This window comes from Streptomyces sp. NPDC102278 (genome assembly GCF_044766345.1).
Lineage (GTDB): Bacteria > Actinomycetota > Actinomycetes > Streptomycetales > Streptomycetaceae > Streptomyces.
This window is the reverse complement of record NZ_JBIWLV010000003.1, coordinates 485,524-509,178: the sequence shown is the minus strand read 5'-3', so window position 1 is coordinate 509,178 and position 23,655 is coordinate 485,524. Positions and strand designations below refer to the sequence as shown.

Sequence of the window (23,655 nt, the reverse complement as noted above, 5' to 3'; positions counted from 1 at the left end):
CCCTTCTCCCTGCACTTTCGCCGGAGCGTAACCGCTCGGATAATGTAGAACAAGTTTCAGACTTGATCCGTCTGAGAGCATTGAATCTACCGGCCGGAAACCCCACCGTAAGAGGCGGAGCAGGTGATTCGCGCCACGACTGCGACGCCTGACATGCTGGCCTCCGATCAGCCCCAAAACGGCCGGCGCAACGACACGGAACGCCTTGGAACGGGACAGATGACAGCGGAAGCGAAGGCCGTGACCACACCGGCGTCCCCGCCCCTGACGGAGCGCCAGGAGGCGCGCCGGCGCCGCATCCTGCACGCCAGCGCCCAACTGGCCGGCCGGGGCGGTTTCGACGCGGTCCAGATGCGGGAGGTCGCCGAGGCGGCCGGCGTGGCGCTCGGGACCCTGTACCGCTACTTCCCGTCCAAGGTGCACCTGCTGGTCGCCACCATGCAGGACCAGCTCCAACACATGCACACCACGCTCCGCAAGCGCCCGCCGGCGGGCGACGACCCGGCGGCCCGGGTCGCGGAGACCCTGATGGGCGCCTTCCGCGCCCTCCAGCGCGAACCCCACCTCGCCGACGCGATGGTGCGCGCCCTGACGTTCGCCGACCGCAGCGTGAGCCCCGAGGTGGACACCGTGTCGCGGCTGACCACGGCGATCATCCTGGACGCGATGGGCCTGGACGCCCCGCCGACGGCGGAGCAGCTGTCGGCGGTGCGCGTGATCGAGCACACCTGGCACTCGGCGCTGATCACCTGGCTGTCGGGCCGCGCCTCGATCGCCCAGGTCAAGATCGACATCGAGACGGTGTGCCGCCTGATCGACCTGACGACACCGGCCCCGGCCCCGTCCTCGGTACGCGCCCCGGCCCGGTCCAAGGCGGCGCAAAAGTCCTGATCCTGCCGTAGGGCGGGATGGGGCGTCGGTGGGGCGGGGCGTCGGTGGCGTGGGGCGTCGGCGGCGTGGGGCGTCGGCGGGGCGGGGCCCACCCGCCCCTACTCCTCCGGCGGGAACACCGCCTCCCCGCTGCCCAGCAGGGTGATCGTGATCGCCTCGACGGGGCAGCCCTCGGCGGCCGTCAGGACCGGTTCGTTCGCGTCCGTCTCGGGGGCGGCAGGGTGGGACTGGCGCGCCGAGTCGAGGGTGAAGCCGGCCGGGGCGTGGTTCACGCACATGCCGGAGCCGATGCAGACCCCCCGGTCCACCTCCACCTGCCAGCGGTCCCCCATCACGCGTCCGTTCCCGGGGCGGCGGGCGGCTGGTACCCGGCGGGCAGGTGGATCATCTTGTGTTCCAGGTACTCGCTCAGTCCCTCGGGGCCGAACTCCCGCCCGACGCCGCTGTTCTTGTAGCCGCCGAACGGTCCGAGCATGTCCAGGCTGAAGGTGTTGACGTTGAACGTGCCGGTGCGCACCCCGCGCGCGAAGTCGATGCCGTGTTCCACGTCGCCCGTCCAGACGCTGCCGCTGAGTCCGAACTCGGAGTCGTTGGCGATCCGCGCGGCCTCGGCCTCGTCGCCGTAGGGGATCAGGCAGACCACGGGGCCGAAGATCTCCTCGCGCGCGATGCGCATGGAGTTGTCCACGTCGCCGAACAGGGTGGGTTCGACGTACCAGCCCTGTTCCAGCCCGGCGGGGCGGCCGCCGCCGGCGAGGACCTTCGCGCCCTCCTCCTGTCCGATCCGGATGTAGTCCAGGGACCGCTGTTGCTGACGGCGGGCCACGAGCGGGCCGAGCTGCGTCGCCGGGTCCAGCGGGTCGCCGACCACCAGCGCGCCGGCGGCGGCGGCGAGCGCGTCGGCGACCTCCGCGTACCGGGCGCGCGGGGCGAGGACGCGGGTCTGGGCCACGCAGGCCTGGCCGTTGTTCATCCAGGCCGCCGGGACGACGCCGGCGATGGTGGTCTCCAGGTCGGCGTCCGGGAGGATCACGGCGGCGGACTTGCCGCCCAGTTCCAGGGTGACCCGGGTGAGGTTGCGGGAGGCGACCTCCATGACGCGCCGGCCGGCGGCCACCGATCCGGTGAAGGCCACCTTGTCGATGCCGGGGTGCCCGACGAGGTACTCGCTGACCTCCCGGTCGGCGGGCAGGATCGACAACACGCCCTCGGGCAGCCCGGCCTCGCGGACGATGTCGGCGAGGATGTAGGAGTCCAGCGGGGACTCCGGCGAGGGCTTGAGGATCACCGCGGACCCGGTCAGCAGCGCGGGCGCCAGCTTGGCGGCGGCGACGAACTGCGGGACGTTCCAGGGGATGACGGCGGCGACCACGCCGACCGGCTCCCGTCGGACCAGGATGGGGCCGAGCACGCCCTGGCGGTGTTCCTCGTACGGGTAGTCGCGCGCCACCGTGATCGCGGCGTCGTAGACCATCATCGGGCCCAGGGCCTGGGCGAGGACGGACCACGAGTACGGGGAGCCGTTCTGAGAGCTGATCGACCGGGCGATCTCCTCGTGCCGCACCGCGATGGCGTCCTTGATCCGCGAGACGACCGCGATCCGCTCGTCGAGGGACATCCGGGGCCAGGGGCCCTCGTCGAACGCCTTGCGCGCGACGGCGACGGCGCGGTCGACGTCCGCGGCGGTGGCGTGCGGGACGCTGCCGATGACCTGGCCGGTGTGCGGGGAGACGACCCGGATGGTGTCGGTGCCCAGCGGGTCCGTCCACTCCCCGCCGATGAACAGTTGTCCGTGTTCCACGAGCTCGGTCATGGCTGAGGCCTCCTGCGGCTACCTGCGGCGTGACGTTCCAGAACTGATACCAGTTCTAGTTCCAGGAGTCCACGGCCAGGACGGAACGGCGGAGAAGATCCATCCGGCATCCGACGGGTAGCCAGAAACCCCGAGAGATGGTCGACTTGGGCGACTACTGGAACAAGTTCTCTTTATCGTGTCCGGGCGGACGACCGCCGGACAGCCGGCAGACAGGGAGCCCTCGTGACACCTCAGGTCACCGACCACGGCGGAGGCGTGTGGGGCATCAAGGTCCCCATCCCCGACAACCCCCTCGGACACACCCTCGTCCACGTCCTCGACACCGACCGCGGTCCGGTCCTCGTCGACACCGGCTGGGACGACCCGGAGTCCTGGGACACCCTCGTCGCCGGGCTCGACGCCCTCGGGATCCCGATCGCCGACGTCCACGGCGTGGTCATCACCCACCACCACCCCGACCACCACGGCCTGTCCGGCCGGGTCCGGGAGGCGTCGGGCGCCTGGATCGCCATGCACGCCGCCGACACCGAGGTCGTCGTGCGGACCCGCTCCGCCGAACCGGGCGTCTGGTTCGACTACATGAGCGAGAAGCTGGCCGTCGCCGGGGCCCCCGAGGAGCACATCGCCCCCCTGCGGGCGGCCCGCGCGAGCGGCCGCACGCGGACCCTGCCGGGCCTGCGCGCGGCCGTCCCCGACCGGGAGATCGTCCCCGGCGAACTGCTGCCCCTCGCCGGGCGGCGGCTGCGCGCGATCTGGACCCCGGGCCACACTCCCGGCCACGTCTGCCTCCACCTGGAGGAGGCCCACCCCGCGGGCCTCCCCGGCAACGGCCGGCTGTTCTCGGGCGACCACCTGCTGCCCGGCATCTCCCCGCACATCGGCCTGTACGAGGACCCGTCCGAGCACCGGGTCACCGACCCCCTCGGCGACTACCTCGACTCCCTCGAACGCGTCGGCCGGCTGGAGCCCGCCGAGGTGCTCCCGGCCCACCAGCACCCCTTCACCGACGCCCCGGCCCGCGTGCGCGAACTCCTGGACCACCACGAGGAGCGACTGACCGGGCTGTGGGGGCTCCTCGCCACGCCCCTGACCCCCTGGGAGCTGGCGGAGCGGATGGAGTGGAACCGGCCCTGGGAGCAGATCCCGTACGGCTCCCGGAACATCGCCGTCTCCGAGGCGGAGGCGCACCTGCGGCGGCTGGTGAAACAAGGCCGGGCGGAGGCGGTGCCGGGCAGCGACCCGGTGACGTACCGGGCGCTGTGAACGGGGCGCGGTAAGGGGCTCAGGGCCCCACGCCCCGGTCCGCGACGGCGACGGGCCGGTAGAGTGGGCCCGTCGTCCACACTTCCGTACGGGGGGAAGCCGGTGCGAATCCGGCGCTGACCCGCAACCGTGACCCACCCCCGCGACCTCGGGGCGGGGAGCCGGAATGCCCTGTACCGGAGGTGCGCGGCTCGCGCCGCCGGGGCTTCCGGCGGCCGGCACCGTCGAGGTAAACGGAGCCGGAGCCCGGTACCCGCGTGTGCCTGCCTCCGTTCTCCCCCGCACGAGAGGCACCCGCCCCACCATGAACGTTCGACGCAGCGCCGCCGCGCTCGCCGCCTCCGCCGTGCTCTGCGCGGGTGCCGCCCCCGCGGCCCTCGCCGCCCCCTCCCCCTCACCGGCGCCGGTCGTCCCCTCGGGCCTGTTCGGCAAGGCCGACCCGACGTACGACGGCGTGTGGCGCCAGTCGTTCGCGCTGCTCGCCCAGCGGACCGTCGGCGTACAGCCGGCCGCGCAGGCCGTGGACTGGCTCGTCGGGCAGCAGTGCGCCGACGGCGGGTTCGCCTCGTTCCGCGCCGACGCCTCGAAGGCGTGCGACGCGAAGACCGTGCTCGACACCAACGCCACCGCGGTGGCCGTCCAGGCGCTGGGGGCGCTCGGCGGCCACGACGCGGCGGTGAAGAAGGGCGTGGACTGGCTGAAGTCCGTCCAGAACGAGGACGGCGGCTGGGCCTACGTCCCCGGCTCCCCCAGCGAGGGCAGCTCCACCTCGATCGTCATCAGCGCGCTGGCCGTGGCGGGCGAGAAGCCCGCCGACGTGAAGTCGAAGGCGGGCAAGTCCGCGTACGACGGCCTGCTCTCCTTCCAGCTGGGCTGCTCCGCCGAGCCGGCCGCCGACCGGGGCGCCTTCGGGTACCAGCCCACCGACGGCAAGCTCGCGGCGAACGCCGACGCGACCGCCGCCGCGACGCTGGCCGCGCTCGGCAAGGGCGCGGTCGTCGCCCCGGCCGCCGCGGACACCCCGGCCGCCGCGCTCGCCTGCCCGGCGACCGCCGGCGATCCGGCGGGCGCCGCCCAGGGCGCGGCCGGGAACCTGGCCGAGGCCCTGAAGAAGGACGGCCACCTCACCGCCGTCACCCCGGGCGCCGACCAGCCCACCCCGGACACCGGCAACACCGCGGACGCGGTGATCGCCCTGGCCGCCGCCGGACACAAGCAGTCGGCGGCGGGCGCGCTGGAGTGGCTGAAGGCCAACTCGGCCGAGTGGTCCAAGGGCAACCCGGCGGCCCTGGGCACCCTGATCCTCACCGCGCACGCCACGGGCACGGACCCGAAGGCCTTCGGTTCCACCGACCTGGTGGCCGCGCTGAACGCCACGGGCCCGGCGCCGCAGTCGGCGACCCCGAAGGCACAGGCCTCCCAGAACGCCGACAAGAAGAAGGACGACGAGGGCACCGGCAACCGGAACCTCTGGTGGATCATCGGCGCGGGCGCCGCGGCCGGCATGGGCATCGGCATCCTGCTGAGCGGTCGCCGGAAGAAGAACCGGCTCTGATGCGCGGGCTGCCCGCTCACCGGTTCCCGGCGCTCGCCCTCGCCTTCGGCGTCCTCCTCGTGCTGCTCGCCTCCGCCCCGGCGGTGGCGTCGAGCTACCGCTACTGGTCGTTCTGGGAGGGCGGTGCGAACGGTTCCTGGTCGTACGCCACCCAGGGCCCCTCGACGGCGCGCCCGGCGGACGGCTCGGTGCAGGGGTTCCGCTTCGGCGTGAGCAAGGACGCCGGGGACCGGTCCGGGCAGCCGCGCGCCGACGCCGACTTCGACTCCGTCTGCTCCGCGACCCCCGCCGAGCAGGGCCGCAAGCGGGTGGCGCTGGTCATCGACTTCGGACTTCCGGCGCAGGCCCCTTCGGGCGAGACCCCGCCGCGGTCCGAGCCGCGCACGGCCTGCGCCGTGGTGGCGCCGGACGCCACCACGGCGCAGGCCCTGGCGGCGGTCGCGAAGCCGCTGCGCTACAACGGCTCGGCGATGCTGTGCGGGATCTCCGGGTACCCGCGGCAGGGCTGCGGCGAGCCGGTCGCCGACGACGCCGGGCGGAATCCGTCGGCGTCCTCTTCCTCTTCCTCCGCCCCGTCCTCGTCCTCGGCGTCGTCCTCGGGCGGGTCCGGTGGGCCCTCGGCGGGTCTCGTCGTGGGCGTCGTGGCGGTGGCCGCGCTGGCCGCGGCCGGCGTCTGGCAGTCCCGCCGCCGCGCCCGATGAAGGAGCCGGCGCGCACGCCCGACGCCGCGTCCGGTGCCGGTTCCGCGGCCACGTCCGTCTCCGCCGACGTGTCGGGGACCGTCCACGGCGCGCTGGTCGGCGACGTGACACCGCCCGGGCGGAGCCGGCTCGCGGCGGCGAAGAGCGACCCGCACGGGCCCGCGTACAAGAAGGGGCGGCACCTGGCCCCCGAGGCGCGTCGGGGGAACGCCCTGCACGCGGGGGCCTGGTGGCTGTGGGCCCTCGGGCTGGCCACGGCCGCCTCCCAGACCACCAATCCCCTCCTCCTCGGCCTGATCGTCGGTGTGGCCGGTTACGTGGTCGCCGCCCGCCGGACCTCGGCGCCGTGGGCGCGTTCGTACGGGGCGTTCGTCAAGCTCGGCCTGTTCGTCATCGGCCTGCGCCTGGTCTTCTCCATGCTGCTCGGCTCCCCGCTGCCCGGCTCGCACCCCCTCTTCACCCTGCCGGAGCTTCCCCTGCCGGCCTGGGCGCAGGGCATCCGCCTCGGCGGCGAGGTGACCGGCGAGCAGCTGGTCTTCGCCTTCTACGACGGCGCGAAGCTGGCGACCCTCCTCATCTGCGTGGGCGCCGCCAACGCGCTCGCCAATCCGGCCCGGCTGCTGAAGTCCCTGCCGGCCGCGCTCTACGAGGCGGGCGTCGCCGTGGTCGTCGCCATGACGTTCGCGCCGAACATGGTCGCGGACGTGGTGCGGCTGCGGACCGCCCGCCGGCTGCGCGGTCGCCCCACCGGCGGGGTGAAGGCCGTCCTCCAGATCGGCCTGCCGGTCCTGGAGGGCGCGCTGGAACGTTCGGTGGCGGTGGCCGCCTCGATGGACGCGCGCGGGTACGGGCGCACGGCGCAGGTCCCGCCCGCGGTCCGGCACACCACCAACGCGCTGACCCTCGGCGGGCTCCTCGGCATGTGCGCGGGCACGTACGGGCTGCTCGCGGCGGAGGGCGCCGCGTTCGGTCTGCCGCTGCTCCTCGTCGGGCTGGTCCTGGCCCTGGCGGGGCTGCGCCTGGGCGGCCGGCGCAGCGTCCGCACCCGGTACCGGCCCGACCGCTGGGGCCCGCGGGCCTGGCTGGTCGCCGGGTCGGGGGCGGCGGTCGCGGCCCTGCTGATCTACGCGGGCACCCGGGATCCGGAGGCGCTGCGCCCCGGGGTCGTGCCCCTGGTCGCGCCCACGCTTCCGCTGTGGCCGGCGGCCGCGATCCTCATCGGCCTGCTTCCCGCCTTCGTGGCACCCGTTCCGCCGAAGGAGGCGTCGCAGTGATCCGTTTCGAGCAGGTGTCGGTGACCTACGAGGGAGCCCCGGGCCCCGCGCTCGCCGGCGCGGACTTCGTCGTGCCGGAAGGGGAGCTGACCTTGCTGGTCGGCCCGTCCGGTGTCGGCAAGTCGACACTTCTGGGGGCGGTCTCCGGGCTGGTCCCGCACTTCACGGGCGGCCGGTTGAGCGGCCGGGTCACGGTCGCGGGGCGCGACACCCGCACGCACAAGCCGCGCGAGCTCGCCGACGTGGTGGGCACGGTCGGCCAGGATCCGATGGCCCACTTCGTGACGGACGTGGTGGAGGACGAGCTGGCCTACGGCATGGAGTCGCTGGGGCTCCCGCCCGCGGTGATGCGCCGCCGGGTCGAGGAGACCCTCGACCTGCTGGGCCTCAACGAACTCCGCGACCGCCCCATCGCCACCCTGTCCGGCGGGCAGCAGCAGCGGGTCGCGATCGGCTCCGTGCTGACCCCGCACCCGCGCGTGCTGGTCCTGGACGAGCCCACCTCGGCGCTGGACCCGGCGGCGGCCGAGGAGGTCCTGGCGGTGCTCCAGCGACTGGTGCACGACCTGGGCACCACGGTGCTCATGGCGGAACACCGCCTGGAACGGGTGGTCCAGTACGCGGACCGGGTGCTGCTCCTCCCGTCGCCGGGCGCGGCCCCCGTCCTGGGGAGCCCGGCCGAGATCATGGCGATCTCCCCGGTGCACCCGCCGGTGATCTCCCTGGGCCGGCTCGCCGGCTGGTCCCCGCTGCCCCTGTCGGTCCGCGACGCCCGCCGCCTGGCCGGCCCGCTGAGGTCCGGCCTGCCGCAGGCCGCGGGGACGGATCCCGTCCCGGCGGCGTACGCGGGCGTCGGGGTGGGGGCGGGGTGCGCGGCGGGGGGCGGTGCCGCGAAGGGGCCGGGTGCGGAGAGCCGCACCCGGGGCCCCGGCCGGCTGGCCCGGTTGCTGCGCCGCTTCCCGCCCGCGACCGCTGCCGCCGTCGGTGCCGGTGCCGGTGCCGCGACGGCCCCGACGCCGGCCGCGGTCTCGGGCGTGTCCGTCCGCCGCGGCCGGGCCGAGGTGCTGCACGGGATCGACCTCGCGATCGCCCCCGGCGAGACCGTCGCCCTCATGGGCCGCAACGGCGCCGGCAAGTCCACCCTGCTCGCGACCCTCGTCGGCACGATCGAGCCGGCCGCCGGCGAGGTCCTCGTCGGCGGCCGGATCCCGCACCGCACGCCGCCGCCGCAGATGGTCCGCCGCGTCGGCCTGGTCCCGCAGGACCCGCGCGACCTCCTCTACGCCGACACGGTCGCCGCCGAGTGCGCGGCGGCCGACTCCGACGCGGGCGCGGCGCCCGGCACGTGCCGGGGCCTGGTGACGGCCCTGCTGCCCGACGTCCCCGACGACACCCACCCCCGGGACCTGTCCGAGGGGCAGCGCCTCGCGTTGGCCCTGGCCCTGGTCCTGACCGGCGAGCCGGCCCTGTTGCTGCTCGACGAGCCCACCCGCGGCCTGGACTACGCCGCCAAGGCGCGGCTGATCGAGATCCTGAGGGGTCTCGCCGCCGCCGGGCACGCCGTCGTCCTGGCCACGCACGACGTGGAGCTCGCCGCCGAGCTGGCGCACCGGGTGGTGATCCTGGCCGGTGGGGAGATCGTGGCGGACGGTCCCACGGCCGAGGTGGTCGTCTCCTCGCCCGCCTTCGCGCCGCAGGTGGCCAAGATCCTGGCGCCCGGACGGTGGCTCACGGTGTCCCAGGTCGCGCGGGCCCTCTCCGCTGGGACCGCCGCCGACGGCACGACGGGGGGCCTCACCCCATGAGCACTGCGCGTACCACTGGTACCACCAGCGCCGCCGGCAAGGCCGGTCCGGCGGGCCCGGCCGGCCCCGTCCGCGCCGCCGCCCGCCCCGCCACCCGTTCCGCCCGCCCCGTCCGCATCGGTCCCCGCGCAGCCGCCGCCCTGGTCCTGGTCACCCTCATCGGCATCGTCGCCTTCGGCTGGCCGTTGCTCGCCGACCGCCAGTCGGGGCTGGCCCACTCCCAGGACGCCCCGTGGCTCTTCGCGGCGCTCCTGCCCCTCCTGGTCGCGGTCGTCGTGGCGACGATCGCCGACAACGGCATGGACGCCAAGGCCGTCGCGATGCTCGGCGTACTGGCCGCCGTCGGTGCGGCGCTCAGACCGCTGGGCGCGGGCACGGCCGGTCTGGAGCCGATGTTCTTCCTGATGGTGTTGAGCGGCCGGGTGCTGGGGCCGGGCTTCGGCTTCGTCCTGGGCTCGGTGACGATGTTCGCGTCCGCCCTGCTCACGGGTGGGGTGGGGCCGTGGATGCCGTTCCAGATGCTGGCGCTGGGCTGGTTCTCGCTGGGGGCGGGCCTGCTGCCCGGTCCGGACCGGATCCGGGGCCGGTGGGAGCTCGGAATGCTCGCGGCGTACGGGTTCGTGGGCTCGTTCGCCTACGGCACGATCATGAACCTCCAGGGGTGGGTGATCCTGCAGGGCATGGGCCAGGGCGTCTCCTTCCACCCGGGGGACCCGGTGCCGCAGAACCTGGCGCGGTTCGTCGCGTACTGTCTGGCGACCTCGCTGGGCTGGGACCTGGGGCGGGCGGCGCTGACCGTCGTCCTGACCCTCACCCTGGGCGCCACGCTGCTGAAGGCGCTGCGGCGGGCGACTCGGAAAGCCGCCTTCGATGCCCCGATTTCCTTCGATTCGGGGGTTTAGTCCGTTTCGAGCCCACCTCGAAATGGGGTACGCCCGACCACGGACGGTGAGATTCGAGCCCTCCGCCGGTGACCCGCCCCACAGGACGCAGGTCACATACGAAGGGGGCTAGTAGCTTCCAAGGGTCCCGCTTCACCCCCTTTGGGCGGGCCCCGACCTGCGCGAACCACGCCCGTCGGGCAGGGGGGTCGAACCACCCCGTCTGCGAGGAGCGCTAGTAAGTGGGGTCGTTGCCAGGCCGTCGGGGCGTCTGTAGAACTGGATGAGTCGCAAGGCGGCAGGGGTGCTTCACCCCCCGCCGACGAACCCCTCTCCCCCGCGTGAGTGGCTCACGCACGTCCTCGGCGTGCTTGCGGCCGTCCCCGTTCCCTACGGAAGGCCATTCCGTGTCCAACACCGTCATCCGCCGCATCACCGCCTCCAAGAAGGCCATCGCCGGTTCCGTCCTCGCCCTCGGCGTCGCCGGTTCCATGCTCGCCGCGGTCCCGGCCCAGGCGGCCCCGATGAACGCCAAGTCCATCGCGCAGCAGATGATCAAGGACCCGGCCCAGTTCGCGGCGTTCTCCAAGATCGTCTCTCACGAGAGCGGCTGGAACCACACCGCCACGAACTCCTCCTCCGGCGCGTACGGCCTGGTCCAGGCCCTGCCGGCGTCGAAGATGTCCTCCGCGGGCGCGGACTGGAAGACCAACCCGGCGACCCAGATCAAGTGGGGCCTGGACTACATGAACTCCCGCTACGGCAGCCCCGTCGGCGCCTGGAACTTCTGGCAGTCCCACCACTGGTACTAAGCCGACCAGTGGCAGCGGACGCCGCAGGACCCGCCCGCGAGGCGGCGCACGACTTCCCGCCCACAAGGCGACGAGAACAACATCCTCCGCGCAGCGCCGCGGAACCCGCCCACAAGGCGGTGACAGACACGCGAAGGCCCCGGTGGCCGGCCTCCCCAGGTCCGGCCGACGGGGCCTTCGGCGTCCCATCCCAGGGGGTCCGAGGCCGCTCGCGCGGCGGTGGTGACGCGGCCGCGGCCGTTACAGCCGCTGGATGATCGTGCCGGTGGCCAGCGCGCCGCCCGCGCACATGGTGATCAGCGCGAACTCCTTGTCGCGGCGTTCCAGCTCGTGCAGCGCGGTGGTGATCAGCCGGGCGCCGGTGGCGCCGACGGGGTGGCCGAGCGCGATGCCGCCTCCGTTCACGTTGACCTTCTCCAGGTCCTGGTCGAAGACCTGGGCCCAGCTGAGGACGACGGAGGCGAAGGCCTCGTTGATCTCGACGAGGTCGATGTCCCGCAGGGACATCCCGGCCTTGCCCAGCACGGCCCGGGTCGCGTCGATCGGCCCGTCCAGGTGGTAGTGCGGGTCCGCCCCGACCAGCGTCTGGGCCACGATCCGGGCGCGCGGCCTGAGTTTCAGCGCGCGGGCCATCTTGCGCGAGGCCCACATCACGGCGGCGGCCCCGTCGGAGATCTGCGAGGAGTTCCCGGCGGTGTGCACGGCGGTCGGCATGACCGGCTTGAGTCGGGCGAGGCCCTCCATGGAGGTGTCGCGCAGTCCCTCGTCACGGTCGACCAGCCGCCACATGCCCTGGCCGGCGGCCTGTTCCGGCTCGGTGGTCGGCACCTGCACGGCGAACGTCTCGCGCTTGAAGCGCTCCTCGGCCCAGGCGGTCGCCGCCCGTTCCTGGGAGAGCACGCCCAGCGTGTCGACGTCCTGCCGGGTCAGTCCCCGATGGCGGGCGATGCGCTCGGCGGCCTCGAACTGGTTCGGGAGGTCGACGTTCCACTCGTCGGGGAAGGGCTTGCCGGGGCCGTGCTTGGAGCCGGAGCCGAGCGGGACCCGGCTCATGGCCTCGACCCCGCAGGCGATGCCGATGTCCATGACCCCGCCGGAGATCATGTTGGCGACCATGTGGTTGGCCTGCTGGGAGCTGCCGCACTGACAGTCCACGGTGGTCGCGGCGGTCTCGTACGGCAGGCCCATGGCCAGCCAGGCGTTGCGGGCGGGGTTCATCGACTGCTCGCCGGCGTGGGTGACGGTGCCGCCGACGATCTGCTCGACGCAGTCGGGCTGGATTCCGGTTCGGGCGAGGAGTTCGCGGTAGGTCTCGCCGAGCAGGTAGGCGGGATGAAGGTTGGCGAGCGCGCCCCCGCGCTTTCCGATGGGGGTGCGTACGGCTTCGACGATGACGGGTTCCGCGGCCATGAGCTCGTCCTCTCCTGCACGGTACCGGCGCGGCGGGCCGTCCCGGCGCCCCGCCCTGAACTAGTACGCGTTCTAGTTCCATCCGCAGTCTTATGACCTGGAGGCCCGGCACGCAAGGGTCTTGCACGCGGCTTCCACGGATTCCACACGCAACACTTGGCGCCGGAGCCCTTGTCACTTCTAGAACTCGTTACTACCTTCGAGCCATCTTCTGATGGGCCGTCAGACCTTGGAGTCGCCCGATGCCCTGCCCCGCGCTGCCCGAAGGCTTCGACGCCACTGACCCCGACCTCCTCCAGGACCGGGTCCCCTTCCCGGAGTTCGCACAGCTCCGGCAGACCGCCCCCGTGTGGTGGTGCCCACAGCGGCGGGGCATCACCGGTTTCGACGACGAGGGCTACTGGGCCGTCACCCGGCACGCGGACGTCAAGTACGTTTCCACGCACCCCGAGTTGTTCTCCTCGACCACGAACACGGCGATCATCCGCTTCAACGAGCACATCGCGCGCGAACAGATTGATGCCCAGCGCCTGATCATGTTGAACATGGATCCGCCGGAACACACCCGCGTCCGTCAGATCGTGCAGCGCGGATTCACCCCGCGGGCGATCCGCGGCCTGGAGGAGGCCCTGCGGGACCGGGCGCGGAAGATCGTGGAGGAGGCGGCGGCCCTCTCCGCCGACGGCAGCTTCGACTTCGTCACGCGGGTGGCGTGCGAACTCCCGCTCCAGGCGATCGCCGAACTGATCGGCGTACCGCAGGAGGACCGGCTCCGGATCTTCGACTGGTCGAACAAGATGATCGCCTACGACGATCCCGAGTACGCGATCACCGAAGAGGTCGGCTCGAACGCGGCCATGGAACTCATCGGCTACGCGATGAACCTGTCGGCGGCGCGCAAGAAGTGTCCCGCCAAGGACATCGTCACGCAGTTGGTCGCGGCCGAGGGCCAGGGCAACCTGGGCTCCGACGAGTTCGGCTTCTTCGTGCTGCTGCTGGCGGTCGCGGGCAACGAGACCACGCGCAACGCCATCAGCCACGGCATGCACGCCTTCCTGACCCACCCCGAGCAGTGGGAGCTGTACAAGGCGACGCGGCCGGCCACGGCAGCGGAGGAGATCGTGCGCTGGGCCACCCCGGTGGTGTCCTTCCAACGGACCGCCACCCAGGACACCGAACTGGGCGGCCAGAAGATCAAGGCGGGCGACCGGGTGGGGATGTTCTACTCCTCCGCCAACCACGACCCCGAGGTCTTCGAGAACCCGGACGCCTTCGACATCACCCGTGACCCCAACCCCCACCTGGGCTTCGGGGGCGGCGGCCCGCACTTCTGCCTCGGCAAGTCGCTGGCCGTCATGGAGATCGACCTGATCTTCAACGCGCTCGCCGACGCCCTGCCCGACCTGCGCCTGGCCGGCGAGGAGCCGCGGCGGCTGCGCGCCGCCTGGCTCAACGGCATCAAGGAGCTCCGGGTCAGCCGCGGCTGACCCGCGACCCGGGGCGGCAGGGGCCGCTCCACCCACGCCCGGCCCCTGCCGTCCGCCGGTCGTGACCTTCCTGGTCGGCCGTGACCTTCCTGGTCGGTCGTGACCTTCCTGGCCGGTTGTAACCTTCCTGGCCGGTTGTGACCTTCCTGGCCGTTGTCCCGGAGCCGGTGGCGCGGCACACTGCGCGGATGAACCTTCAGGACGAACGCGGGCCCGTCGACGCCGTGGAAGCACGCTGGCAGCGGATGCCCTTGACGTGGCAGTTGATGCTCGACCGAGCCGATTCCAAGATCATGGGTCAGGGCGTCCTGGCACTGATAGAAGCGGCCTCGAAAGAGCCCGGACTCAGACGGCTCTACCCGTTCACCAGCCATTGGACCCTGTGGTTCAGCTCCCGTACGAGCCCCCCGTTCAACGTCGGGGTGCCTGCGGTCGAGCCGCTGGCCGACGGCCGGTTCCGGGTGCGCGGGCCCCGCATGACGAACGTGATCGGCGAGGCGGACACCGCCGAGGCGGCCATCGCCCTCGTGGTTTCCCACATCCCGCCGGAGTAGCACCCCGCGCTCCCGCCGGACCGGCCGCCTCGCCGCCGCCGCTCCGGGGACCGGCGGGAGCACCGTACCGGGCGCGCGTCCTCCCCGGACCCGTCGTCAGGCGGTGGTGCGCTCCCCCGCCGGGTGGCCGCTGCCTTCCTGCTCGGGGGTCCGGGGCCGCGGCAGCGTCACCCCGGCCTCGGTCCCGCCCTGCGCGCCGCGGGGCCCGGAGAGCACGTGGACCAGCCCGAACCCGGCGCCGACGACGAGCGCTCCGCCGACCGCGTCGAGCACCCAGTGGTTCGCGGTGGCCACGATCGCGCACACCGTGATCAGCGGGTGCAGGGCGCCCAGCAGCTTCTGCCGGCCCTTCGGGGCGAGTACGACGACCACGATCCCGCACCACAGCGACCAGCCGAAGTGCAGCGAGGGCATCGCCGCGTACTGGTTGGAGATCGCGGTCATCGCCCCGTACTGCGGGTTCGCCAGGTCCTGCACCCCGTGCACGGTGTCGATGAACCCGAGGCCCGGCATCAGGCGCGGCGGCGCGAGCGGGTACAGCCAGAAACCGACGAGCGCGAGGACGGTGGCCAGCCCCAACGAGGCGCGCGCCCAGCGGTAGTCGGCGGGGCGGCGCCAGTACAGGACCGCCAGGATCCCCATGGGGACCACGAAGTGGAAGGAGGTGTAGTAGAAGTCGAAGAACGCCTCCAGCCAGGGCGTGTTCACCACGGCGTGGTTCACGGCGTGCTCGATGTCGATGCCGAGCGCCTTCTCGATGCCGTGGATCCGGCTGCCGTTGGCCTCCGCGAGGTCGCGGCCGGCGGTGGCGGCGGCCCGGATGTGCGAGTAGATCGAGTAGCCGACCCGTATCAACAGCAGTTCCAGCAGCAGGTTCGGGCGGGACATCACCCGGCGCCAGAACGGCAGCAGCGGCACCCGGGACCAGCGCGCGGGGGCGGGCCGGCCGTAGGCGGTGGGCACGGGCTCGCGCCAGTACGGCGAGGTACGCGGCAGGAACGGTACCGCGCACGCCGCCGCGAGGGCGGTCAGCAACAGCACGTTGTCCCGTACGACGGCCAGCGCGCCCAGGTTCGGCAGCAGCACGGCGCTGGGCAGGATCACGGCGAGCACGACGGCGACCGGCCAGACGCTCCGGTCGGCGGCCCGCCGGCCCACCTTGCCGGCGACGGCGAGCAGCACCCACAGCAGTTGGTGGCGCCAGCCCTCCGGGGCCACGGCGACGGCCGCGCAGCCGGTGATCGCGACGGCGAGCAGCAGTTGGCCGTCGCGGGCGTACCGGACCGCGCGGCGCAGGGCGATCCACAGGACCAGTCCCGCGAGGGCCGCGTACAGGGCGATCTCGACGGGTCCGCTAACACCAAGGCGCAGCAACGCGCCGTGCACGGACTGGTTGCCGGCGCCCCCGGGGGCGCCGCCGAGGCCGGTACCGGCGAGGTGCTCGACCCAGTACGTCCACGAGTCGCGCGGCAGCGCGGCCCAGGACAGGGCGGTGGCGCCCGCGAAGGTCACGGCGGCGGCCCCGGCGGTGGGGCGGCGCCCGGTCAGCCACAACAGCGGCGCGAACAGGAGCAGTCCGGGTTGCAGGGCGGCCGCGAGGCCGACGAGGAACCCGGCGGGGCGTTCACCGGGCACCCGGAAGACGGCGAGCAGCACCAACAGCACGGGCAGGACGGCGGTCTGGCCCGGCGACGCGGCCTCGCGGACGGGCAGCGAGACCATCAGCAGGGCGACCAGCACGGGCGCGGCCGGCAACGCGGCGCGCCGGGGCACCGGCTCGGGCAGGGCGCGCGCGGCGACCAGCCCGATCGCGGCGACGAACAGCAGGGTGACGCAGGTCCAGGCCACTTCCAGGGACGGCGCCGCCAGACCGACCAGCGGCTTCAGGACGAGTCCCGCGAAAGGGGTACCGGTGAACCGGCCGGATCCGCTCTCGTAGAGCGAGCCCGGCAGGCCGGCCGGGAGGTGGAAGCCGTCGAGCCACTGCGCCGCCGGCACCCGCGACACGGCGACCGCCTGCCTGACCGCGAGGGCGCCCGCGAGCGCCCACAGCAGGAGGTGCAACGCTCCCGGTCTGCCGCGATCGTCCATGACCCCGGCATGTCCGTTGCCACCGCTGTGCTCTGCCGCGTCAGCCACGCCTCGCAGGCCTCCCGCCCTGTCGGCCGCAACCTCGACTTCACCCGGCTGCCGCGCCCCACGCACCACTTGATTACCCGGAGGACGATATCTCCCGCGGCTCCCTAGGATGGCGTTCATGAGCATCGTGAAGATCAACGCACTGGCTGTGCCGACCGAGCAGCGAGAGGTGCTGGAACAGCGCTTCGCCTCACGGGCGGGAGCCGTGGAGGGTTCGGACGGCTTCGAGTGGTTCGAGTTGCTGCGCCCCGTGGAGGGCACCGACCAGTACCTCGTCTACACCCGGTGGCGTTCCGAGGAGGACTTCCAGGCGTGGATGGACGGCCCGATGAAGGCGGCCCACCAGGGCGGCGGCGCGGGTGGCGGCGAGCGACCGAAGCCGGCGGCCTCCGGGTCCTCGGTGTGGTCCTTCGAAGTCGTCCAGCAGGCGGCGCCGAAGCAGGCCTGAACGAGCGCGGGCGCGTGGGTGCGTGACGGCGTGACGGCGTGACGGCGTGACGGCAATCCCCGGGGCCCCGGGGCCGTGGCCCCGGGCCCCCGTGGGTTGTCGGCCGGGCAGGTCAGGCGGGTCGCAGGCCGGGGACCGGCACATCAGCAGACCGGCAGGTCAGCACGTCAGCAGGTCAGCAGGTCAGCAGGTCAGCAGGTCAGCAGGTCAGCAGGTCAGGCCCAGAACGAGTCGGCCTCGTCGATGTCCTCGGTGCACCCGTCGATGTCGGTGATCTTGTGCCCGACGATCGTGAAGAACAGCCCCTCACGGATCTCGATCCCCCGGTCGCCCCGGTCACCGCGCGCCGTGTGGAAGCTCATGACATGGCCCCGGCCGTCCGCCAGAACGGACTCCAGCCGCAGTCGCAGCGTCCCGTTCGTCTCCTCCGCGAGGCGACGGTAGAGGTCCATGACGGCGTCCCGGCCCTTGTGATGGCCCGAGAGCGGGTTGTTGCCCGGCATGTGGTGGATGACGTCGGCCGTCATCATCGCGCCCAACGCCTCCAGGTCGCCCTTGCCGAAGGCCTCGTAGCCGCGGCGGATCAGGGCACAGTCAGGATGCTCCGACATGACGGTTCACGCCCTCCATGTGCACGGTTTGTCCTTTTTCCTATCATCGGCCCGCCCCTGTGGATATTCCAACGCAGACCTCCCCTCCCCTCTCGCACAATGACGCCATGAACAACGCCACGAACAGCGAAACCGAAGCGATCACCGCAACCACGGGCACGGCCCCGGCGACGCCCATGGGCACGCCCACGGGCACGACCACGGGCACGACCACAGGCACCTGGACGGTCGCCCCGGAGCCGTTCACCACTCCCGACGCAACGTCTCTGCGCCGCGCGTACTACGCGGAGGTCGCCGGCCGGTACTGGAAACGCTCCGTCACCGAGGCGGAGATCGATCAGGGGCTGCTGGACTTCCCGGACGACGGCCTCCGGCCACCCACGGGCCGGTTCGTCGTCGGCAGGCTCGACGGCCGGGCCCTGGCCTGCGGCGGCATACGGCTGCTGGACCCCGTCACCGCCGAGCTCACCCGGGTGTACGTCGACCGTCGCGCCCGCGGCACCGGCGGCGGGGCGGCGCTGCTCGCCGCCCTGGAGGACGCGGGCCGGGCGCTGGGCGCCGAGCGTGTGCGCCTGGACACCCGATCCGACCTGGTGGAGGCCCGGGCCCTGTACGCGCGGCACGGGTACGCGGAGATACCGGCGTACAGCTCCGGCCCCTACGCGGAGCACTGGTTCGAGAAGCCCCTCGTGTAGGGCGGCAGAGGGGGTGTGGGCAGGGCGGGGCTCAGGGGGCGGCGTGGTCCCGGCGGGGCAGGGCGTCGTAGGGCTCCTCGGAGTCGGAACCGCACAACTCCGCGTTGAGTTCCTCGACCAGCTTGATCAGGTCGGTCGGCCGGTCGGGACCCCACCAATCACCGAGCAGTTCGGCGAGCGATTCCTGCCGGGCGGCGGCCAGCCGCGCGGCGCTTTCCCGACCCGGGTCGGTCAGGATCAGGGACAGTCCGTCGCGTACCGCGAGTCCGCGCCCCTCGATCTGTCGAGCCGCGTCCGTGATCGCCTTGATCGGGACGCCGGTGCGGTCGGCTAGCACCGACGGATCCGTGGATCCGTACTTCTTGATCCGCAGCAGCATCCAGCTGGACGCGGGCAGCAGGTCGTAGCCCGCCTTCGCGGTGATCTTCTCGTAGACGTGTCGGCGGCCCTCGCGGGTCCCGAGCACCGACAGGGCGCGGGCGACCTCGTCGTGTGAAGAGCGCTGGACGGGGTTGGAGGCGAGGGTCTCGGTCACATCGGGTGCGGTGACGGAGCCGCGGAGCTTGTCCTCTTTGAGGAACCAGGCCACCACGAAGGCGACCAGCACCATGGGAACGGCGTAGAGGAAGACGTCGGTGATGGAGGTGGAGTACGCGTCGAGCGCCCGGGTGCGCAGGTCGGCGGGGAGTGTTCCGATGGCCCGCGGGTCGGCCTCCAGCCGGGCGACGGTCACACCGGGCGGCAGCTGGGCGCCGGCCAGGGCGGAGGTGAGCTGGGCGTCGAGGCGGTTGGTGAAGATCGTGCCGAAGATGGCGACGCCGAAGGAGGCGCCGATGGAGCGGAAGAAGGTGGCGCCGGAGGTGGCGACTCCGAGGTCTTCGTAGCTGACCGCGTTCTGCACGACGAGGACGAGGACCTGCATGACCAGACCGAGCCCGGCTCCGAAGACGAAGAAGTAGATCCCCATCTCCCAGTCGGAGCTGGTGCGCTGCAGCTGGTGCAGGAGCAGCAGTCCGACGGCGGTGACGCCCGTGCCGGCGATCGGGAAGACCTTCCAGCGTCCGGTACGGCTGACGATCTGCCCGGAGACGGTGGAGGAGATCAGCAGGCCGAACACCATCGGCAGCATGTGCACGCCGGACATCGTCGGCGAGACGCCCCGGACGATCTGGAGGAAGGTCGGCAGGTAGACCATCGCGCCGAACATCGCGAAGCCGATGACGAAGCTGATCACCGAGCAGAGGGTGAACGTACGGATCGCGAACAGCTTCAGCGGCAGGACCGGTTCGGCGGCCCGCCGCTCGACGAGGACGAAGGCGACCAGGAGGACCGCGCCGAGTACGGCCAGACCGATGATCTGGGGCGAACCCCAGGCCCAGGTGGTCCCGCCGAGGGAGGCGACGAGAACGAGGCAGGTGGCGACAGAGGCGATCAGGAAGGTGCCGAGGTAGTCGATGGTGTGCTTCGTGGAGCGCACCGGAATGTGGAGGGCCCCGGCGATGACGGCGAGGGCGACGAGACCGATGGGGATGTTGATGTAGAAGACCCAGCGCCAGGTCAGATGGTCCACGAACAGGCCGCCAAGCAGCGGCCCGAGGACGCTGGTCGCGCCGAAGACGGCGCCGAAGAGCCCTTGGTACTTGCCGCGTTCACGGGGCGGGACGATGTCTCCGACGATCGCCATGGACAACACCATCAGTCCGCCGCCGCCCAGACCCTGGAGGGCGCGGAAGCCGATGAGCTGCGCCATGTCCTGGGCGATCCCACACAGCGCGGACCCGACCAGGAAGATCACGATCGCGTACTGGAACAGCCTCTTGCGCCCGTACTGGTCACCGAGCTTGCCCCACAGCGGCGTGGCGGCGGTGGAGGCGAGCATGTAGGCGGTGACGACCCAGGACAGGTGCTCCATGCCGCCGAGTTCGCTGACGATGGTCGGCAGGGCGGTGGACACGATGGTCTGGTCGAGTGCGGCGATCAGCAGCCCCAGCAGCAGGGCGCCGATGGAAACGAGTACGTCGCGTGAGGCGCGCTCACCGCCGGGGCCGGGTTGCACGGCCGATGCGGTCACATCCTGGGCCATCGACTCCTCCTCAGGCCGGATCAACAATCTCCATCCTGAGCGGTGTGTCCGGTTATGGCCTCTCGGGAGGGTTGGGCCGGGGCTGGCGGGTCTGCATAATCGCAGGCAGTGGCCAGGGAGGGTTCCAGTGAGCGCTGAGCGCTGTCCAGATTGCGGCGCCGAGGGCGTCGGCTGCGAGTGCGCGCCGGGGGCGGGTTTCAACCCCCTGCGCATCCGCCCATACGTGTCCCTGTCCGACCCCGGGCAGTCGGGTCCTGCCCCGGCGTCCCCCCAACCGGTGCTGGGGGCGATGGCCGATCCGACCCGTCCGTCGGCCGGCAGCCCGTTCGGCCCGCCCGGCGACGCGCCGACGGAGTCGCTGCCCCCGGTCCCCCCGGCACCCGCGCCCGCGCACGACACCCCGGCGTACGGCATACCCGTGCCCGTGTCGCCGCAGTCGCGACAGGCCTGGACGGACCACACGGTCCCCCTTCACCCGGGCCCGCCCACAGCGGACGGCCCGACCCCCGGCCACCTGGGAGGGGCCCCCGCGGGCACCACCCGGAGCGCCCCCGGGAGCGGAGCAGCACCCGGGGCGGCCCACAGGCCAGGCGCGGGCCCCGGGACGGGTGCGGGGGCGGGTCACCGCGGCCGGCCGGGCGCGGGCCACCCCGGTACAGCCCCGGGGGCGGGCCACGGCGCGGGTCCGGGGTACGCCGCCGGTCCCGGGTACGGCGTGGACCAGGGTTACGCCGCAGGTTCGGAGTACGGCGACCGGCCGGGCCCGGGACACCCGGGTACGAACCCGGACGCGGGCCACGGCGCGGCGCCGGGCGCCCGGTACGGGGCGAACTCGGACCACGACGCGGGCCCCGGGTACGGCGTTGGCCCGTACGCGGGCCCTGGCGCCGGTCCGGACGCGGGCCGGACGTACGCCATGGCCGCGGGCTACGCCACGGGCCCGGGCTACGGCGTGGGCCCGTACGCGGACCACGACGTGAGTCGTGCCGCGCGGCCGGGTCCGGCCTTCGGGGAGGGTCCCCACGCGGGACTCGGCGGTGGAGGGGGTGGGGGTGGGGGCCCGAGGAAGCGAAAGCGACTCGTCCTGCTCCTGGCCGGCGCCTGCACCGTGGTGGCCCTGGGCGGTACCGCTCTCGCGCTGGCGCTCGGGGGGGCCTCGGAGCCCGGGAAGACCGACACCGCGCTGTTGGACGCGAAGCCGTCGGGCCCCGTGACGAGCCTGCCTCCGACCGGTCCCACGGCGGCTTCGCCCAGCACGAAGCCGAGCCGGTCGGCCTCGCCGTCACCTTCCGCGTCCCGTTCGTCGTCACCGAGTGCGAGCGCGTCGCGTTCCGCGTCGCCCTCAGCCACGCCGAGCCCGTCCCGTTCCACCGCCCCGCCCGCCTCGACCCCTGCGCCGACTCCCAGCCGTACCCCCAATTCCCAGTCGCCCCCGCCGCCCCCGCCGCAGGGACCGACCCTGGCGTACGGAGACTCCGGCGCGGAGGTGAAGAAGCTCCAGCAACTCCTGACGGGGCAGGGCTTGTACCGCGGCAGGATGGACGGCCGGTACGGCCGGTCGGTGGAGAACGCGGTGTCGGAGTTCCAGTGGTACAACGACATACAAGGTGACCCCTGGGGCGTCTACGGCCCCGCCACCCGCCGCGCCCTGGAGGGCTAGGCGGGCCCTTGCGCAACGTGTCGGGCCCGGCCTGTCCCATCGCATCCCGCTCCACGCCTGAAAACCGCCACGCCTGGAAACGAGGAGAGCGGCGCCCGAGTATCCGACGTACGTACTCGGGCGCCCCGCAGCACCCCGTCGAGCGGCCTTCCGAACCGCCCGGTCGGGCCCCGTCCGACCAGGCCCCACGCCGCCCCCCGCCGCCCTGCGCACCCTGAGGCGCAGGGGGCCGACCCGTCGCTCGCCTCCGGCCCCTCGACGGCCGACGCACCGGGGTTCCCGCCGCCAAAGCCATACTCATACCCCACCCCCGTACGCCCGAGACACCCGCACCCGCGATCACCGCGCCACCTGCGCCGTGCCACCACGCCGCAACCGGCGGGCGCGCCCCCGGAACGGCCTTTTGCGGACCCGACGGCCCACCCGACTCGTGTGCCGTTCGTCACCGCCCACCGCCGTCGAGCCGCCGGTCGGATTCCCAACTCACCGCGTAGCAACCCGAGTTGGGGTCACAACCTCCCGCACCGAACACCACACACCGCTCCGGGAGGCCTCCCCGTCCAGCGCACGGTGGCGCGGACCGCCCCAGATTTTGTATCGTGCGGGAACAAAGTGGTTCCGCCTTCACTCCCTGACCGGTGGGCGGAACCACTTGTTCTTTTTCCCGCCCCGTCTGGAGCCCCGCCGATGCCGGCCAGCACCGCCACCGCCCCGACCCCGACCGTCCTCACCGCCAGGGCCCTGCTCCTGGACATGGACGGCACCATCGTCAACTCCGACGCGGTGGTCGAACGCTGTTGGCGCGAATGGGCCGTGTCCCACGGGCTCGACCCGCGCGAGGCCCTCAAGGTGGTCCACGGCCGTCAGGGTTACGCCACGATGGCCATCCTGCTCCCGGAGCGCCCGATGGAGCTCAACCACGCCGAGAACGTCGAGATGCTCGCCCGCGAGACCGCCGACACCGACGGCGTGGTCCCGGTCGGCGGCGCCCCGGAGTTCATGGCCGCGATCGCGGGTCTCCCGCACGCGCTGGTCACCTCCGCCGACGCCGCGCTGGCCCGGGCGCGCATGACGGCCGCCGCCCTGCCCATGCCCGCCGTACGGGTGACGGCCGAGTCGGTCGGAGCCAGCAAGCCCGACCCCGAGGGCTTCCTCAAGGGCGCGGCCGAGTTGGGCGTGGATCCGGCCGACTGCATCGTCTTCGAGGACTCCGCCGCAGGTATCGCCGCAGGCCAGGCCGCCGGGATGCGGGTCATCGGCATAGGCTCCCGGGCCGCCGCCCACGGCCCCACGGCCCACGTGCCCGACCTGACGTCGGTCCGCGTCCACTCCACCCCGGACGGAACCATCCACCTCACGCTCACCCCCGCCGCCTGACCCACCGGCCGTAAAGGCGCGCGGCCCGGTTCACCACCGGGCCGCGCGCCTTTTCGCGTACCCGCAGGCAGTCGGCGGGCGGGCGGCCGGCCCTCGCGTACACACCTCGACCCGCACACCCCGCCCTCACGGTCCGCCCCCGCCGGCCCGAGCGGCCACGCAACCGACGAGGTCTTGAGCCCGGGCACCTCCT

At 73.0% G+C, this 23,655-nt stretch carries 20 protein-coding genes and 1 riboswitch; of the genes, 14 read left to right on the top strand and 6 right to left on the bottom strand.

What is annotated here, in order from left to right:
* Window positions 1-219 precede the first annotated feature (219 nt).
* The gene (locus ACIRO3_RS11370) at window positions 220-891 is read left to right on the top strand and encodes a TetR family transcriptional regulator (RefSeq protein ID WP_404134957.1); all 672 of its coding nucleotides are present in this window, start codon (window positions 220-222) and stop codon (window positions 889-891) included.
* A 98-nt stretch (window positions 892-989) separates the two neighbouring features.
* Here the strand turns inward: ACIRO3_RS11370 and ACIRO3_RS11365 are convergent, their stop codons facing one another.
* The gene (locus ACIRO3_RS11365; RefSeq protein ID WP_361781454.1) at window positions 990-1,223 is read right to left on the bottom strand and encodes a ferredoxin; all 234 of its coding nucleotides are present in this window, start codon (window positions 1,221-1,223) and stop codon (window positions 990-992) included.
* A complete protein-coding gene (locus ACIRO3_RS11360; RefSeq protein ID WP_361781301.1) occupies window positions 1,223-2,704 on the bottom strand; it encodes an aldehyde dehydrogenase in 1,482 nt (493 codons plus the stop codon). Before ACIRO3_RS11360 ends, ACIRO3_RS11365 begins: the two co-directional genes overlap by 1 nt.
* 225 nt (window positions 2,705-2,929) lie before the next feature.
* Between ACIRO3_RS11360 and ACIRO3_RS11355 the strand changes: the two genes are divergently transcribed.
* The 7 genes from ACIRO3_RS11355 to ACIRO3_RS11325 all read left to right on the top strand — a co-directional run bounded on the left by ACIRO3_RS11355 (window position 2,930) and on the right by ACIRO3_RS11325 (window position 10,998).
* Entirely contained in the window at window positions 2,930-3,970 is a 1,041-nt protein-coding gene (locus ACIRO3_RS11355) for an MBL fold metallo-hydrolase (protein ID WP_404134953.1), read from the top strand.
* A 92-nt stretch (window positions 3,971-4,062) separates the two neighbouring features.
* Window positions 4,063-4,142: riboswitch (cobalamin riboswitch) on the top strand.
* Window positions 4,143-4,274: 132 nt separating this feature from the next.
* Window positions 4,275-5,525 (top strand): prenyltransferase/squalene oxidase repeat-containing protein, encoded by a 1,251-nt coding sequence (locus ACIRO3_RS11350; RefSeq protein ID WP_404134950.1) that lies wholly within the window; start codon window positions 4,275-4,277, stop codon window positions 5,523-5,525.
* A complete protein-coding gene (locus tag ACIRO3_RS11345) occupies window positions 5,525-6,226 on the top strand; it encodes an SCO2322 family protein (RefSeq protein ID WP_404134947.1) in 702 nt (233 codons plus the stop codon). The genes ACIRO3_RS11350 and ACIRO3_RS11345 overlap by 1 nt, the downstream gene beginning before the upstream one ends.
* A complete protein-coding gene (locus ACIRO3_RS11340) occupies window positions 6,223-7,500 on the top strand; it encodes an energy-coupling factor transporter transmembrane component T (RefSeq protein WP_404134945.1) in 1,278 nt (425 codons plus the stop codon). Before ACIRO3_RS11345 ends, ACIRO3_RS11340 begins: the two co-directional genes overlap by 4 nt.
* Window positions 7,497-9,305: an ABC transporter ATP-binding protein gene (locus ACIRO3_RS11335; protein ID WP_404134942.1), complete on the top strand. Its 1,809-nt coding sequence runs from the start codon at window positions 7,497-7,499 to the stop codon at window positions 9,303-9,305. The genes ACIRO3_RS11340 and ACIRO3_RS11335 overlap by 4 nt, the downstream gene beginning before the upstream one ends.
* Window positions 9,302-10,207 (top strand): ECF transporter S component, encoded by a 906-nt coding sequence (locus tag ACIRO3_RS11330; RefSeq protein ID WP_404134939.1) that lies wholly within the window; start codon window positions 9,302-9,304, stop codon window positions 10,205-10,207. Before ACIRO3_RS11335 ends, ACIRO3_RS11330 begins: the two co-directional genes overlap by 4 nt.
* Before the next feature lie 386 nt (window positions 10,208-10,593).
* Window positions 10,594-10,998, top strand: a complete 405-nt coding sequence (locus ACIRO3_RS11325) for a transglycosylase SLT domain-containing protein (protein WP_361781280.1) — start codon at window positions 10,594-10,596, stop codon at window positions 10,996-10,998.
* A gap of 240 nt (window positions 10,999-11,238) precedes the next feature.
* Here ACIRO3_RS11325 and ACIRO3_RS11320 read toward each other — a convergent pair whose 3' ends face one another.
* Entirely contained in the window at window positions 11,239-12,408 is a 1,170-nt protein-coding gene (locus ACIRO3_RS11320) for a steroid 3-ketoacyl-CoA thiolase (protein ID WP_404134936.1), read from the bottom strand.
* A 242-nt stretch (window positions 12,409-12,650) separates the two neighbouring features.
* On the opposite strand from ACIRO3_RS11320, the gene ACIRO3_RS11315 reads away from it, so the two are divergent.
* Together ACIRO3_RS11315 and ACIRO3_RS11310 are read left to right on the top strand one after the other, a co-directional pair.
* Window positions 12,651-13,895 carry a cytochrome P450 gene (locus tag ACIRO3_RS11315; RefSeq protein WP_404134934.1) on the top strand — a complete coding sequence of 415 codons (1,245 nt, stop codon included), beginning with the start codon at window positions 12,651-12,653 and terminating at the stop codon, window positions 13,893-13,895.
* Between the two features lie 188 nt (window positions 13,896-14,083).
* The gene (locus ACIRO3_RS11310) at window positions 14,084-14,449 is read left to right on the top strand and encodes a DUF6193 family natural product biosynthesis protein (RefSeq protein ID WP_361781271.1); all 366 of its coding nucleotides are present in this window, start codon (window positions 14,084-14,086) and stop codon (window positions 14,447-14,449) included.
* A gap of 96 nt (window positions 14,450-14,545) precedes the next feature.
* Here ACIRO3_RS11310 and ACIRO3_RS11305 read toward each other — a convergent pair whose 3' ends face one another.
* Complete coding sequence (locus ACIRO3_RS11305; RefSeq protein WP_404135336.1) at window positions 14,546-16,540, bottom strand: bifunctional glycosyltransferase 87/phosphatase PAP2 family protein; 1,995 nt, start codon at window positions 16,538-16,540, stop codon at window positions 14,546-14,548.
* A 166-nt stretch (window positions 16,541-16,706) separates the two neighbouring features.
* Here ACIRO3_RS11305 and ACIRO3_RS11300 point away from each other — a divergent pair, with 166 nt between their 5' ends.
* Complete coding sequence (locus tag ACIRO3_RS11300) at window positions 16,707-17,036, top strand: antibiotic biosynthesis monooxygenase family protein (protein WP_404134930.1); 330 nt, start codon at window positions 16,707-16,709, stop codon at window positions 17,034-17,036.
* Between the two features lie 215 nt (window positions 17,037-17,251).
* On the opposite strand, the gene ACIRO3_RS11295 is transcribed toward ACIRO3_RS11300, so the two are convergent.
* Complete coding sequence (locus tag ACIRO3_RS11295) at window positions 17,252-17,647, bottom strand: nuclear transport factor 2 family protein (RefSeq protein WP_361781268.1); 396 nt, start codon at window positions 17,645-17,647, stop codon at window positions 17,252-17,254.
* A gap of 176 nt (window positions 17,648-17,823) precedes the next feature.
* Here ACIRO3_RS11295 and ACIRO3_RS11290 point away from each other — a divergent pair, with 176 nt between their 5' ends.
* Window positions 17,824-18,342: a GNAT family N-acetyltransferase gene (locus ACIRO3_RS11290; RefSeq protein WP_404135333.1), complete on the top strand. Its 519-nt coding sequence runs from the start codon at window positions 17,824-17,826 to the stop codon at window positions 18,340-18,342.
* A gap of 31 nt (window positions 18,343-18,373) precedes the next feature.
* On the opposite strand, the gene ACIRO3_RS11285 is transcribed toward ACIRO3_RS11290, so the two are convergent.
* Window positions 18,374-20,638, bottom strand: a complete 2,265-nt coding sequence (locus ACIRO3_RS11285; RefSeq protein WP_404134927.1) for a DHA2 family efflux MFS transporter permease subunit — start codon at window positions 20,636-20,638, stop codon at window positions 18,374-18,376.
* Window positions 20,639-21,911: 1,273 nt separating this feature from the next.
* On the opposite strand from ACIRO3_RS11285, the gene ACIRO3_RS11280 reads away from it, so the two are divergent.
* Both ACIRO3_RS11280 and ACIRO3_RS11275 read left to right on the top strand, forming a co-directional pair.
* Window positions 21,912-22,085, top strand: a complete 174-nt coding sequence (locus ACIRO3_RS11280) for a peptidoglycan-binding domain-containing protein (protein WP_361781259.1) — start codon at window positions 21,912-21,914, stop codon at window positions 22,083-22,085.
* Between the two features lie 687 nt (window positions 22,086-22,772).
* Window positions 22,773-23,462 carry an HAD-IA family hydrolase gene (locus ACIRO3_RS11275; protein ID WP_404134923.1) on the top strand — a complete coding sequence of 230 codons (690 nt, stop codon included), beginning with the start codon at window positions 22,773-22,775 and terminating at the stop codon, window positions 23,460-23,462.
* The last annotated feature ends 193 nt before the right edge of the window (window positions 23,463-23,655 follow it).